Source organism: Zophobihabitans entericus (assembly GCF_011745665.1).
GTDB classification, from domain to species: Bacteria; Pseudomonadota; Gammaproteobacteria; order Enterobacterales; family Orbaceae; genus Zophobihabitans; species Zophobihabitans entericus.
The window spans coordinates 1,432,584-1,448,051 of the sequence record NZ_CP050253.1; the positions used below are offsets into that span (position 1 = coordinate 1,432,584).

10 protein-coding genes and 1 tRNA gene are annotated in these 15,468 nt (G+C 38.0%); 5 read left to right on the forward strand and 6 right to left on the reverse strand.

Features of this window, described 5'->3' with window-relative positions; genetic code table 11:
- Positions 1-35 precede the first annotated feature (35 nt).
- The 5 genes from IPMB12_RS06450 to srmB form a co-directional block, all read right to left on the reverse strand.
- Positions 36-1,427: an MATE family efflux transporter gene (locus tag IPMB12_RS06450; RefSeq protein WP_166916095.1), complete on the reverse strand. Its 1,392-nt coding sequence runs from the start codon at positions 1,425-1,427 to the stop codon at positions 36-38.
- Between the two features lie 31 nt (positions 1,428-1,458).
- Positions 1,459-2,784, reverse strand: a complete 1,326-nt coding sequence (gene rimO / locus IPMB12_RS06455) for a 30S ribosomal protein S12 methylthiotransferase RimO (protein ID WP_208293438.1) — start codon at positions 2,782-2,784, stop codon at positions 1,459-1,461.
- A gap of 139 nt (positions 2,785-2,923) precedes the next feature.
- Positions 2,924-3,961, reverse strand: coding sequence for a YeiH family protein (locus tag IPMB12_RS06460; protein ID WP_166916097.1), 1,038 nt, complete (start codon positions 3,959-3,961; stop codon positions 2,924-2,926).
- Positions 3,962-4,202: 241 nt separating this feature from the next.
- On the reverse strand, positions 4,203-4,805 hold the full coding sequence (locus IPMB12_RS06465) for a peroxiredoxin C (RefSeq protein ID WP_166916099.1): 603 nt from the start codon (positions 4,803-4,805) through the stop codon (positions 4,203-4,205).
- A 137-nt stretch (positions 4,806-4,942) separates the two neighbouring features.
- Positions 4,943-6,259: an ATP-dependent RNA helicase SrmB gene (gene srmB, locus IPMB12_RS06470; protein ID WP_166916101.1), complete on the reverse strand. Its 1,317-nt coding sequence runs from the start codon at positions 6,257-6,259 to the stop codon at positions 4,943-4,945.
- Between the two features lie 539 nt (positions 6,260-6,798).
- Between srmB and IPMB12_RS06475 the strand changes: the two genes are divergently transcribed.
- From IPMB12_RS06475 to IPMB12_RS06495, 5 genes are all read left to right on the forward strand, one after another.
- On the forward strand, positions 6,799-11,079 hold the full coding sequence (locus IPMB12_RS06475; RefSeq protein ID WP_166916103.1) for an acyl-CoA dehydratase activase-related protein: 4,281 nt from the start codon (positions 6,799-6,801) through the stop codon (positions 11,077-11,079).
- Positions 11,080-11,276: 197 nt separating this feature from the next.
- Positions 11,277-11,353, forward strand: a tRNA-Arg gene (locus tag IPMB12_RS06480).
- Positions 11,354-11,598: 245 nt separating this feature from the next.
- Positions 11,599-12,135, forward strand: a complete 537-nt coding sequence (locus tag IPMB12_RS06485; protein ID WP_166916105.1) for a hypothetical protein — start codon at positions 11,599-11,601, stop codon at positions 12,133-12,135.
- A 114-nt stretch (positions 12,136-12,249) separates the two neighbouring features.
- Complete coding sequence (locus tag IPMB12_RS06490; RefSeq protein WP_166916107.1) at positions 12,250-12,864, forward strand: tetratricopeptide repeat protein; 615 nt, start codon at positions 12,250-12,252, stop codon at positions 12,862-12,864.
- Positions 12,865-13,490: 626 nt separating this feature from the next.
- Positions 13,491-14,414, forward strand: coding sequence for a LysR substrate-binding domain-containing protein (locus tag IPMB12_RS06495; RefSeq protein WP_166916109.1), 924 nt, complete (start codon positions 13,491-13,493; stop codon positions 14,412-14,414).
- 48 nt (positions 14,415-14,462) lie between these two features.
- On the opposite strand, the gene IPMB12_RS06500 is transcribed toward IPMB12_RS06495, so the two are convergent.
- On the reverse strand, positions 14,463-15,467 hold the full coding sequence (locus IPMB12_RS06500) for a transketolase family protein (protein WP_166916111.1): 1,005 nt from the start codon (positions 15,465-15,467) through the stop codon (positions 14,463-14,465).
- Position 15,468 lies beyond the last annotated feature (1 nt).

The following is a 15,468-nucleotide window of genomic DNA, read 5'->3' on the forward strand; positions in this document are numbered from 1 at the left end:
ACCACCGAAAGGTGGTTTTTTATTTTGTAAGATAATTAACGGGAGGCTCGTTGTAGAATCTGTGCTTCTGGCTGATGTTGAATAAAGACCATTCTACTAAGTAAAAATATGGCAGCAACAGTTAAGCCACAGATAATCCCTGTCCAGAACCCAGCTGGTCCCATTGGTGAAACAAGAATGTCTGTCAGTGCCAATATATAGCCAAGCGGCAAACCAATAATCCAGTAAGCGATAAAAGTCACAATGAAGATACTGCGCGTGTCTTTATAGCCTCTGAGTACACTATTGGCAGTGACCTGCAGATAATCGGAACACTGATAAAGTGCCAGTAAAATGATTAACTGAGTTGCCAGCAGAATAACTGCGATATCATCAGTAAACATCGCAATCAGGTAAGGATTAAAAATAATTAAACCCGAAGCCATTATCAGCGCCATGCAAAGTGCGATAGATAAGCTAATGTAAGAGGTATGCTTAGCAGCCAAAATTTTCTGTTCACCCAGTAGAAAACCAACCCTAATACTGGTTGCAACAGATAAAGCTAGTGGAATCACAAACGTCATACTACTTATCGTAAAGATGATCTGATGTCCGGCTACGGCAACTTCACCCAGTGGAGCAATTAAAATTGCTACAATGGCAAATAGGCTAATCTCAAAAAAATAAGCCAGCGCAAGGGGCATGCCTAACACGATGATACGTTTCATCACTTCAAAATCAAGCAGCTTGCCTTTTGGCGTATTACGGATATCTCGCAGGCTCCCGGAAAAGAGAGTGTAGCATCTCATTAAGATGAACATTAACCAAAAGACAGTCGCAGCAGCAATACCACAGCCAGCGGCGCCAAGCTCAGGTAATCCTAACTTTCCGTAAATAAGCACATAGTTGATAGGAATATTAACCATCAGAGCAGTAAAAGCGACGATCATTGCTGGTTTCGTATTAGAAAGGCCTTCACACTGATTGCGATAAACCAGAAAATATAAAAAACCTGGAGCTCCCCACATGATTGTTCGCAGGTAGTCAGTAGCTGCTTTGATCATCTCCGGGTCGATAGGAGAGTTTTCACTACGCAGATTAATCAACTTATCACCATTATAGAGAATTGTCATAATAATGGCTGAAAGAAAAGTAGCCAGAACAATTCCCTGACGGGTATGGGCGGCAATATGCTGTCTTTTAGAAGCCCCATTAAGATTGGCAATAATTGGTGTTAAAACCGAAAATAACCCTTGTCCAAAGAGAATAGTTGGCAGCCAGATAGAAGCACCAATTGCTACGCCAGCCAGTGCTAAAGCACTGTAATGTCCGGCAAGCATGGTATTAACAAAGGTGATAGCTGTTTGTGAGGCCTGAGCAATAATCACCGGAATCGCTAAAGTGATGATCACTTTAATCTCTTTGCGATGTTCCGGTTTTATTATCATGATGTTTCTCAGTATTTATAATGTAATTAATTTAAGCGATTTTTGAGCCCCACAGATCGTATTCATCTGCGTTTTCAATTTTAACTTGTACGATGTCACCCACTTTCACTTTATTTTCACCATTGAGGTAAACTGCACCATCAATATCAGGCGCATCAGCCATACAGCGCCCGATTGCACCTTCTTCATCTACTTCATCAATAATCACTGGCAGAATTTTACCGATCTTCTCTTGTAGTTTTTCTGCCGAAATTTGTTGTTGCAGTTGCATAAAGCGGTGGAAACGTTCCTGCTTAACATCTTCCGGTACTTGATCTGGTAACTGATTAGCAGCAGCACCTTCAACCGGACTATAAGTGAAACAACCTACGCGATCAAGGCGGGCTTTAGCTAAGAAGTCGAGCAATAGCTGGAAGTCTTCTTCAGTTTCTCCCGGATAGCCGACGATAAATGTTGAGCGCAGAGTAATTTCCGGGCAAATTTCACGCCATTTTTGAATACGTTCAAGCGTTCTTTCAATTGTGCCTGGTCGTTTCATCGATTTTAAGATTTTAGGGCTGGCATGTTGTAGCGGCACATCTAAATAGGGCAGCACTTTCCCTTCGGCCATAAGAGGAATTAAATGATCCACATCCGGATACGGATAAACATAATGTAAACGTACCCAGACGCCTAAGTTTGATAACTGCTGACAGAGTGTGACTAAATCACTTTTCACCGGCATGCCGTTCCAAAATCCGGTACGATTTTTAATATCTTTACCATAAGCAGAGGTATCCTGAGCGATAACAAGTAGTTCTTTGACGCCGCTATCAACCAGACGTTTTGCTTCATCCAGTATGCCACCAATTGGTCGGCTTTCCATATCTCCACGTAGTGATGGAATGATACAGAACGTACAACGATGATCACAACCTTCCGAGATTTTTAAGTAAGCGTAATGCTTAGGTGTGAGCTTAACACCTTGTTCCGGAATCAGACTAATAAATGGATTATATTCTGGTTTAGGAACATATTTATTCACATGAGTTAAAACTTGTTCGTAACTATGAGGGCCAGAAATTTCCAGCACTTTTGGATGTAAAGCCCGAATTTGATCTTCTTTGGCACCAAGACAGCCAGTGACAATCACTTTACCGTTTTCATTTAGCGCTTCACCAATAGCTTCCAGTGATTCTTGTACTGCACTATCAATAAAGCCGCAGGTGTTTACAATCACCAGATCAGCATTGTCATAACTTGGTACAACCTGATAACCTTGTGTGCGCAGCTCAGTTAAAATTCGCTCTGAATCAACCAGATTTTTAGGACAGCCTAAGCTCACAAAGCCAATCGTTGGGGATAAGTTTTTCATCATGTATATCAATATGTTAGTTAATAGCGTGACTTATTTATCAAAATAAAAAAATAAGTATAAAGAAATAGCGTAGAATTATACGCTAACTCTACGCTATCAACAAATAAAAATATTTAATAAAATCAATTAGTTATATTATTTATATGATTAAGGTAAATAAATATCCACCAATTATCAGCCAGCCAAATAATACTAGTCCCAGAATCAAGGGTTTGACACCGGCCTTTTGCAGTGCATTTCGGTGTGTGGTCAGACCCAGAGCAAACATAGCCATCGTTAATAATAACGTATCAAATTTTAGTGTGTATTGAATAATGTTTGCAGGGAGAATATTCAGTGAATTAATGATAGCAACCAGCACAAAACCTAAAGCAAACCAGGGAATCGTACTTTTTAGATCGATTTTTTGTTTTTGTGTGGATGATTTATCCCGGTAAACCAAAAATAGTGACAGAACAATTAAAAATGGTGCTAAGAGTAATACCCGGGTGAGTTTAGCAATAATTGCCATACCCGCAACATCATTCCCCATAGCCTTACCGGCAGCAACAACTTGTGCGACTTCATGTATTGATGCTCCGGTATAGATACCAAATTCGTGAGGAGATAGGTAAGGAAGCTGACCAGCCAGACAAAACTGATAAATAAACGGATAGAGGAACATAGCCAGTGTACCAAACACAACAACTACGGCGATGGCGATAGTGACATCGTCGTTCTTACCTTTGGCTATTGGCGCTGTACCAAGTACGGCAGCAGCACCACAAATTGAACAGCCAGCACCAATTAGAATAGTTGTCGGGGAGTCAAGTTTAAAGATTTTAGTTCCCAACCAGTAACACAAAATAAAGGTGGTTGCGATCATTAGCACATCGATAATAATGCCTTTAATCCCGAGTTCTAATAAGTTCTCAAAAGTTAGATTAAAACCATACAGAATAATACCAAGGCGCAGGATTTGCTTTTTAGCGATCTCAATACCTGAGCTAATTCGTGTTAGGAGATATTGGGGAATAGTGTTGCCAACCAGCAGACCAATAATAATCGCCAGTGTCAGAGCACTTAAACCATGCTGTTGAAACCACACAATTTGTGAAAGGTACAAAATAACTGCAGCACAAGCCGCAATAATTAATAAACCACCAATTGTTGGCAGTGTGAAATATTTTGATTTCATGGGCAGGATTGGGGTATAACAAATTTAGTAAGGCAATCAGTATACTACAGAATAAACGTGGGAAAAGGTAAATATGGATTTTTGTTAGATAAGAATAGACCCTGCGTAAACAGGGTCTATGAATATTAATTAATCGTTAGGTACTACATATAACTACGTAAAACTATATAACTAAGAACTACTATAACTATATAAAACTACATTTTTACTATATTGGTACTACAATTAAATTCTATAAGAATTATAGACTGCTACCGTTTTTAGCAAGGAATTTAGCAACACCATCTGGTGAACCTTTCATACCTTCTTTACCTTTTTCCCATTGAGCTGGACATACTTCACCGTGCTCTTCATGGAATTGTAGCGCATCAACAACACGAATCATTTCATCAATGTTACGGCCAATTGGTAGATCGTTAACTACTTGATGACGAACAACACCTGTTTTGTCAACAAGGAAAGATGCACGTAATGCAACACCAGCAACCGGGTGCTCAATACCATATGCCTGAGCGATTGAGTGTTTGATATCAGCAACTAGTGGGAAACGAACTTGTCCAATACCACCTTTATCAACTGGAGTATTACGCCATGCGTTATGAACGAACTCAGAGTCAATAGAAACACCAATAACTTCAACACCACGTTTTTTGAATTCTTCAAAACGGTGATCAAATGCAATAATTTCTGAAGGACAAACGAATGTGAAATCCATTGGCCAGAAGAAAACAACTGCTGGTTTACCTTTTGTGAATTGTGCAAAGTTGAAATTATCAACAATTTCACCTGTTCCAAGAACAGCTGCTGCAGTAAAATCTGGTGCCTGACGAGTAACTAAAATCATAACAATCTCCTTTGACTATGTAGTAATTACTATTATTAGAATTACTATTATTTATAAACCGATATTCTCGACGTGTGAAAGTATAATCGGTAGTTAAGTAAAGAAAAAGTTGATTAAAACAATCAATTCCATAAGCCCTAACTATTAACGGTTTCCGTTGTGCTAGCTGGCTTTCTGCGTTTTCCTACATTTTTACTGTCTCTATGACGAACTTTGACTTTCTTCTGTTCTTCTTTTTTATTGGCCTTTTTCTCTTTCGCTTTTTTAGACGGTTTCTTTTTAGTGACCGCTTTTGGCGCTTTAGATTTTGGCTTTAATTCTTCAATCACTCTTAACTTAATTGGTTCTTGAATATAGCGTTCGATCTTTTGTAGTAAGTCATTATCATGGGCTTCAACCAGAGATATTGCAATCCCTTTTTTGCCCGCTCTGGCTGTTCTGCCAATACGGTGCAGGTAAATATCAGCTGTTCTTGGTAAATCATAGTTGATTACGTGAGTAATATCATTGATATCAATACCGCGCGCAGCAACATCGGTGGCAACCAACACTTTGGTTTTATCATTTTGCAGACGTTTAATTGCTTCACTGCGCTTAGCCTGAACCATTTCACCTTCAAGATAACTACTTAAGATACCAGCCTGATGTAACCAGCTCACCAGCTCATGTAGACGCTCCCGTTTGCGTACAAAGACAACGGCTTTTTTACAATCAGGTTGTTTTAGTAAATGGACGAGCAGGGCAGTTTTGTGTTCAAGGTCATCAGCACGGTAATAGAATTGCTGGATCTTTTTACGCTCGCGACGAGAAGGATCTGAGTTGATTTCAACCGGCTCATTTAAAATACGTTTAGCAAAATCATACAAGCCTTCGCCTTCCATGGTGGCAGAAAAGAGCAGAGTTTGTTTACGCCAACGGGTTTCTGCAGCAATGGTTTCGACGTCTTTGGCAAATCCCATGTCCAACATACGGTCAGCTTCGTCTAAAATCAACATTTCTACTGCACGGCAGTCAAAGTTCTCTTCTTTTATGTATTGTAAGAGTCGGCCAGTTGTAGCAATAACGATATCCTGATTTTTACTGAATACTTCTGCGTGATTCATATAAGCCACGCCACCAGTAATAGTTGCAATACTTAAGTTGGTGTACTTGGCCATTTCTTTCGCTTCGTCAGCAATTTGCATTGCCAGCTCACGGGTTGGGGCAAGAATCAAAATACGCGGAGGACCTGGTTTACGACGCGGAAAATCAAGTAAATGCTGAATCGCCGGAATTAAAAATGCCAGAGTTTTGCCGGTACCTGTTGGGGCGGAGCCCATAATATCTTTAGCATCAAGCGCAACAGGAATAGTTTGTGCCTGGATAACGGTTGGTTTTTTAAACCCTTTATCTTCCAGAGCATTAAGTAATGATTCATCCAGTTCAAGTGATGAAAAGTCAGTGATTTCAGACATTTGTAAGTTACCTTAATAATTAATGCGCCTATTATAGCTACTCTCAATAAAATGGCTATTATTTTAAAGTAAATTAGGTTAGTAAGCTGACTTATTGGTAAGGAGATTAAGTCGATTTTTTAACAAAGAACAATATTTTGTTCTAGATCATTAAATAGTAATAAAAATTTATATTTTTGTACTGTTAACTTTCAAACATTTTTAAATAATCCAACATAGTTCACAGTTTTATCGAAAAAATAAATAAAAGCATTTTTATTGGTTAGGTTTTATACAGAATATGTTCAAAATAGCACATAAGTATATTGCCAGTTAAATAAATGTAGGTGAGAATACGGTCGATATCAAAGATCGAGATGTGCAATAAGCATCAGAATATCTTCATTTTGTTTAGGCATATTGCTTATCTATCAGTCACTGATTGGAAATAACCATAAATAAAATGGTATAATTGATCTTGAATCTCACATACAGGAAAAATGTGAAGAAACGATTTAATTATCAAAATTTATATGATTTAAAAAGATGAGTTTTCTTTTATGCCAAAAATATTTAGATTGGGATTAGATGTCGGCTCAACGACGGCTAAATGTGTAGTACTCGATGAGCAGGACAATTTTGTTTACACTAATTATATTCGACATAATACTCATATTGTTCCGACTGTCATTCAAATTCTGAATGAGATCAAACAACAGTTGGGTCACGATATATTGCTTTCTGTCAAAGTTACGGGTTCAGCCGGAATGGGAATATCTGAAAAAGCAGATATTACTTTTATTCAGGAGGTTGTGGCCGCCTCAGAAGTTGTTCAGCGTAAATATCCGGATGTTCGCACCTTAATTGATATTGGTGGTGAAGACAGTAAGATGATTTTCTTTTTCCCGGATCGCCCACCAGATATTCGTATGAATGGGAGTTGTGCCGGGGGAACAGGGGCTTTTATCGATCAAATGGCCACCTTACTGAATGTGCCCGTTTCTGATTTTGATACGTTAGCCAAAAATCATGACCATATTTATCCTATCGCTTCCCGCTGTGGTGTATTTGCTAAAACTGACGTCCAAAACCTCATCAGTCGTAACGTTTCTAAAGAAAATATCGCTTATTCAGTTTTACATGCTGTTTGTATTCAGCTGGTGAATACGCTGGCTCGTGGTTATGACATTATTCCTAAAGTGATGCTGATTGGTGGACCATTCTCGTTCATTCCAACGCTTGGTGAAGCAGCGCTTGAGACATTAAAACTACAGCCTGATGACTTAGTTAGCACAGAACATCCAACACTGCTTTCGGCATGGGGCTCAGCGATTCATACTATTGAACGTACTGAAATTGGTATTGAAGCTCTGATTGATAAACTGACTAAATCAACACAGGTTCAACAACCATCAGCATTTCGTTTAAAACCACTGTTTAATGAATCATTAAATTTTGATGACTGGCAAAAGAAGCGTCGTTACATTGTTATTCCGCGAGTTGCTTTATCAGATTACACTAAAGCGAATGCCTTTTTAGGGATTGATAGTGGTTCAACCACAACTAAGATTACTTTGGTGAGTGAAGATGATGAACTGCTTTTCACTTACTATGCACCAAACAATGGCCATTCGATTAAAGCACTTATTACTGGTTTGAATGTTCTGAAAGAAGAGATTCAAAAAAGTGGTAAACAAATTAATATCGCTCGTACTGGTGTCACGGGCTATGGCGAAGAGCTGTTAAAAGCGGCGTTTTCTCTGGACGATGGTCTGGTTGAAACAATGGCACATTACGCTGCAGCAAAACATATTCAGCCAAATGTCAGCTTTATTATGGACATTGGTGGGCAGGATATGAAAGCTATCTTTATTGCTAATGGTGTCGTAAATAATATTGAGCTTAATGAAGCGTGTTCCTCCGGCTGTGGTTCATTTATTGAAACCTTTGCTAAGTCACTTAATTCAAACACAATAGATTTTGCTAAAGCGGCTTGTCACTCATCTAATCCTTGTGATTTAGGGACTCGTTGTACTGTTTTCATGAACTCAAAAGTGAAACAAGCATTACGTGAAAATGCGACGGTTGGAGATATTTCAGCTGGTCTGGCATTCTCAGTCATTAAGAACGCAATTTATAAAGTCTTAAAACTGCACGATATGAGCAAACTTGGGCAACATATTGTGGTACAGGGCGGAACATTCAAAAATCCGGCTGTCTTTAGAGCACTGGAACAATTAACTGGTGCTGAGATTTCCAGTTCAGATATCCCTGAGCTGATGGGGGCTTATGGCTCTGCGCTGGTGGCAAAAAATAATTATCAGCATGAAGCAACACCAAGTCGATTTATCGGTCTTGATCATTTAGTCAAAGCAGAAGAGAACAGGGCGAAGGATTCCCGCTGTAAAGGGTGTGAGAACAACTGTGACATTATTATTTACCGATTTGCCAATGGTCAGCGTTACTATTCCGGTAATAAGTGTGAACGTCTGTTAAGTAACAATCCACAAAAGAGTACTCAGACATTTAATATGTTTGATTACAAGAATGAATTACTGTTTGATCGCGTTAAAGAACAACCTGCAATAAAACCTCGTTTAACGCTTGGTATTCCTCGTGTTCTTGGTATGTATGAGAACTTCCCATTCTGGCATACACTCTTTACTGAGTGTAATATTGGTGTGACACTGTCACCTTATTCAACGATGCCAATTTATGAGAAAGGGTCAGGAACAATTATGTCGGATAGTATCTGCTTTCCGGCTAAATTAGTTCATGGTCATATTGTTGAATTAGCGGAGCAGAAACAAGCTGATCGTATCTTTATGCCAATGGTGGTTTTAGAATCACAAGAGTTCTCTAATGCAACTAATAACTATAACTGTCCGATTGTCAGTAGTTATTCGGAAGTGGTAAATAGTGCGATTAATCCGGAAATTAAATATGGCATGCCGTTTGATTATCCGGTGATTAACTTCACTGATATTAAGCTGCTACGTAAAGGCTGCCTTGAGTACTGTAAGACACTAGGTATCGATACAAAGCTGTTTGAACAGGCATTTACCAAAGCATTGAACGCACAGGCTGACTATAAAAAGGCCTTGTATGTTAAATCCAATGAGGTTCTGGCTAAAGCGAAAGAAGATAACCGCTACGTGTTTATTCTGGCTGGTCGCCCGTACCATAGCGATAGCTTAATCAACCATAAAACACCAGAGATTTTAAATGCGCTGGGTTGTGATGTCATTACTGAAGATTCAGTGTTATCAGCAAATAATACTCTTTCACCAGATTTGCAGATTTGCTCGCAATGGAGCTATCCAAACCGTCTGTACGCTGCAGCGAACTTTGTAGCTAACGAACCAAACAATATCCAGTTTGTACAGCTAAACTCATTTGGTTGTGGTCCTGATGCGATTGTGACTGATGAATGTAAAGCGATCTTAGAAGCGAAAGGTAAAACCTGTACGATTATCCGGGTGGATGAGATCACTGCAACAGGTTCTGTGCGTTTACGCCTGCGCTCGATTTTAGAGTCACTAAAACTTAACCGGTATCAGGTCAATCGTGTTACACCACGTCAAAAACTGTCGGTCTTCATGCAGGAAGATAAACAGCGTCGAACCATTCTGGCGCCATTTATTTCTGAATTTTACTCACCGCTATTACCGCCATTATTTGCGTTATCAGGTTATCGTTTAGAGACTTTACCAAAACCGGATAAAAGCTCGGTAGAGTGGGGGCTTAAATACTGTAATAACGAGATTTGTTACCCGGCGACTATCATTGTTGGTGACGTGATTAAAGCTCTGCATTCTGGCAAATATAATCGTGATGAAGTGGCGATAGGTATTACGCAAACCGGAGGTCAGTGCCGGGCAAGTAGTTATCTGTCACTAATTAAAAAAGCGATGATTAGCAATGGCTTTGGCGATATTCCAATTATTTCATTAAGTGGTGGCAACATCACAGAACATGAGCAGCCAGGCTTTAAATTAAACTGGATGAAAACATTACCAGCGGCTTTTATTGGTATGTTGTTTGCTGATGCTATTTCTAAAATGTATTACTCAATCGCTCCACGTGAAGTGAATAAAGGGGATGCAAACCGAGTCAGAGATGCGTATCTGGATACGATGGAAAAATACATTGCAGCCAGAAAGAGCTATAAAGAGATTTATGCTCTGCTTGAGAAAGCCGTGATGGATTTTAACCACTTACCAATCCACAATATTGATTGCCCACAGGTGGGTGTAGTAGGTGAGATTTACGTTAAGTACAACAGCTTTGGTAATCAAAATAGCGTCGACTGGCTGGTTGAGCAGGGTATTGAGCCGGTCATTCCACCAATGCTTGAGTTCTTCTCACAAAGCTTTGTTAACTTAGATAGTGATATTGATAACTATCTGGCCAGAAAAGGTTTTGCTTCTTACCTGATTTTCTTCCTTGAGAAGATCGCACAGCGCCATGTGAATAAAGTGAATAAGATTCTCTCAAACTTTAAATATTACCAGCCATTCCATGATATTCGTGATATGGCAGAAAAAGCCAAAGAGATCTTAAATCTGAGTAATCAGTTTGGTGAAGGATGGCTGATCCCGGCTGGCATTATGACGTTTGCAGAGCAGGGCATCAACAACGTTATCAGTTTACAGCCATTTGGTTGTATCGCTAATCACGTCGTATCTAAAGGTGTAGAAAAACGTATGCGTGACCTGCATCCTAAGCTGAATCTACTTTATCTGGACTTTGATGATGGGGCTGGTGAGGTTAACGTCCTTAATCGTCTACATTTTATTGTGAGTTCACTGAAATATAGTCAGCTTGAGCGGATTGTTTAATTCTTATTTTGATGATTAAAAAGGCGCGATGAAGCGCCTTTTTTTATCCACTCATTATTGTTGCTGTTGATTACTCATACTTACCAGAATGATTATAAATTAAACTGATGAGCAACTAATTGCCTTGTAAACAAATAAACCATTGACTGAGATCATTTACTTTATATAATACTCAACGTTATTCAATTCTTCTCAACGTCTCCTTAGCTCAGCTGGATAGAGCAACGGCCTTCTAAGCCGTAGGTCACAGGTTCGAATCCTGTAGGGGACGCCATTCAAAATGACTAAAATCCATTATCCATTTTTATGTTTTACAAGACAATCAATTAACTTTCACTTCTTTATTGTGATAGCTTAACATGTCGATAAAATCGAAAAACGGACAGGAATTATTGATGCGTAGATAAGATATAGACACCAATGAAGCCGTAGTTATCATTTTGAAACACTAAAATTTCTCTAGTCATTTTAAATACACTCAATTATGATTAAAAAATAATCCATTTTATTCTGAACTATATGCAAAATAATAAAGAAATCGTTGTTGATACGGTGAATGAAATTAGAGAGGCTCAGGAGCTGGGGTATAAAAAAATTATTGCGACAAAAAAATTAAGTACCTCATTAATATCTATCCCTTCCTTAACTAATGAATTTTATATTTTTATTTCTGGTGCTGAGGATAAACCATTACCTATCTTGCCAGCTTGTAATGATGTCGAACAACATAAAATAAAAAGTTACATGAAAATATTGGGCATTATATTAGCTATTAGTATGGTGTTAATGGCTGCAGCTGGTTTTTATGATTTTGACTTGCTGCAAAATTTTATTTTTATTTTATTAATACTTTTTGGAGTAGGGAGTGGATTAGTTGTTATCTTATACTTTACCTTGGTTTATAAAAAGTATATTTCTGTTAAAGATAAATATTTTTACAAGGCTAAATATAATAAGCAAGCTAACATCATCTTGTTTCATAAGAAAAAATATAGTTTATTTAAGATTATGTTGCGAGCGTTTGTTATAGGGGTGGCTACAATTATTTTTAGTTAAAATTTTGGTGTAATTGATAGTAGGAATCAGAGTCGTAATATGCATATTTCTATGTACGATGAAGATAGAATAATTACTAATATAATTATAAGAATTAATATAAGAAGATAATGGATGAAACTCTCTAAATTACTATTATTACTTAGTGCATTCTTCCTTACAGGATTTGAGGTGCATATACCAGTTTGTAATCCTTATGATGCAAAACTTAATTTAGCTCAATGTGAAAAGCATGCAGAGCAAGGTGACGCCAGAGCAATGCTATATGTTGGTTACTTATATGATTATCAACATAATTATACTAATGCTATATATTGGTATAAAAGAGCAACAGAACTAGGAAATGCTAATGCCCAGTTTAATTTAGCCAGAATGTATTCTTTAGATTCATATAATCTTCTTGATTATGATAAAGCAATAAAATTGTATACTCCCTTAGCTGAAAAAGGTGAGCTTGATGCTCAATATAGCTTAGGTTCTATCATGCATACTTTGGGGCAAGATGAACCAGTACGTTATCTTGATGCATTAATGTGGTTTCATCTCTCCGCCAAACAAGGATATCCATACTCTCAATTTATGATGGGCTATATGTTTGAGTATGGGGATGGAGTAGATATTGATTATCAAGAAGCTAAACAATGGTATAAATTAGCAGCTGAACAAGGCTATGAGCCAGCAAAAGAATCTATCCTTAGAGTAGAACAAAAAGCGCAAGAGATAGAGTAGACATAACATTAGACATATATTTTTTTGCTGAACTCATTCATACCCGAATTCCAAAATAACTCTTAGCTAGCTCCACTAATTATGGTGGGGCTATCTTTCATAGACTTATTTGGAAGGGGTAAAAAGTAAATTTTAAATTCATTAAAGTAAATAATGAAAATAAATCAAAATATTATTGGATGAGTATTTTGTAAGATATTCACCTTTTTATTTTTAGGCTGCAAGTCATAATATTGTCACAAATATAAGTTATCTTATGATTGCCAGATAATAGGCATGAAATGGGAGTGAATTATGGGTAATTTATTGATAAAGTTATTTACCAGAATGAAGTCTAAAAAATCATTAAAAAGCAAGAAGATTGGTTACGATATTAATGAGTTAGGTGATGTGTATGTACCAGTTCATATCATAGACAACTCTAAATCTTAGAGTTAAGTAATATAAATAGATTTTCTACGTGAATTGAGTCCATTTAACGGTAGAGATCATTTTTATCATTAAAATAAGACACAGTCCTAAAACATACTGTGATCTACATTGAAAATCAAAATAAATCAAATAGTAAAATCATCAATCCTTACTTACAATAACAACAATATTACTCATCAGTAATTGGAGTTGTTATGTCTCAAGATTTGAATAAAAAAGTCTTTCAAATTCCACCGATTAAAAGTATTCAGGCATTTGTACAGGTTGCTCATTGCGGCAGTATTGTGAATGCGTCTGAGATATTAAACATCACATCGTCAGCGGTTAGCCACCATATTGCCAGCCTTGAAAAATATTTAGGTAAACGATTATTTAATCGGACAGGTAAAGGAGTTACTTTAACGGTTGTTGGTGAACAGTACCTGCGGGAGACAGCCGGAGCACTGAATAATATCGGCATCGCAACAGAAAGAGTGATGAGTAACGAAGAACAGCAATGCTTACGTATTCATTCCTCGCCAAGTTTTGGTTTGTTGTGGTTATTATCTCGCTTGGACAAATTCAGAACTGCTAACCCTGATTTACAACTAAATCTATCGTGCTCTTATGAAGCGTTACATTTTTCCAGAGATAAAATTGATGTAGATATCCGTCATGGTTATAACACATGGTCAACGCTTGATGTTAAAACCATTAAAAATGAATCGGTTATGGTTCTTGCCTCACCGGAATTTTTAACTAAACATAGGATTAAACAGCCATCTGATTTGTTAGATTGCGAGCTTATTCGTTCTGAAACAACGCTTGTGCAGTGGAATCAATGGTTTGCTTATAATGATATTTCTATGTCCAATAAGAACTTTGCACTCAGTTTTGATCGATCTTATATGAGTCTGGAAGCCGCTTGTTTAGGACTTGGTGTTGCTCTGGAAAGTAATATTTTGGCTCAGGAATACTTAAAGCAGAATAAGCTGGTACCCGTTTTTGAGAGCAGTTTAAATATTCCGGTGAATGCTCATCATCTGGTCTTTCCACATAATCATGCTAAACACGATCGAGTGAAGCGTTTTTTAAACTGGATTCAGGCGGAACTAGCCGTTTCTGATATTCAGATTTAACAAAAAAGCCCCATGAACAGGGGCTTTGTTATTTTAACGTTAGAAAACTTACTTAGATAACCAATCTTTAATCCGCGTCACAATGGCTTGAGTCGAAATACCATAACGATCATGAAGTGTAGGCAGAGCACCGGCATGTAAAAACTCATCCGGCAGAGCAACTTGTCTAAATGTGGCATGAACACCTTTAGTCATGAGTAACGTAGCTACTGCTTCACCAAGTCCACCAAGACGAGTATGATTTTCTGCAACTACAATCAAGCGACCTGGTTTTGATGCTTCAGCCAGAATGGTCTTCTCATCAAGTGGTTTAATCGTTGGAACGTGTAGTACCGCTGCACTGATATTGTCTTTTTTAAGTTGTTCAACTGTTTCCAGCGCTCGCATGGTCAGAATACCAGAAGAAATAATTAAAACGTCACGTCCGTCTTCAAGTAACTTAGCTTTGCCCAGTTCAAACTTATAGTTATAACGATCAAGAACAACAGGGACTTTACCTCTTAAAAGACGCATATAAACTGGGCCATTATGATCTGCCATAGCCGGAACAGCTTGCTCAATATCAATAGCATCACAAGGATCAATTATTGTCATATTAGGGATACCACGCATCATAGCAATATCTTCTGTTGCCTGATGACTTGGGCCATAACCGGTTGTGAGCCCCGGTAAAGCAGCTGCAATTTTGACGTTAAGATTTTCTTCAGCAATAACCTGGTGTATAAAATCATAAGCTCGACGAGTTGCAAATACGGCATAAGTGGTAGCAAAAGGAATAAAGCCTTCTTTAGCCATACCGCCAGCCGCTGCCATCAGTAATTGCTCTGCCATACCCATTTGAAAGAAACGTTCCGGATAAGCCTGAGAAAAAATATGTAAATCTGTGTACTTAGATAAGTCAGCAGTCATTCCCACAATTTCAGGACGCTTTTTAGCCAGTTCTACCAAAGCATGGCCAAAAGGCGCTGAGCGTGTTTCTTGTCCTTCGTCAGCAATTGAGGCAATCATCGCTGATGTCGTTAGACGTGGTTTAGTTTGATTTGTATTAGACATC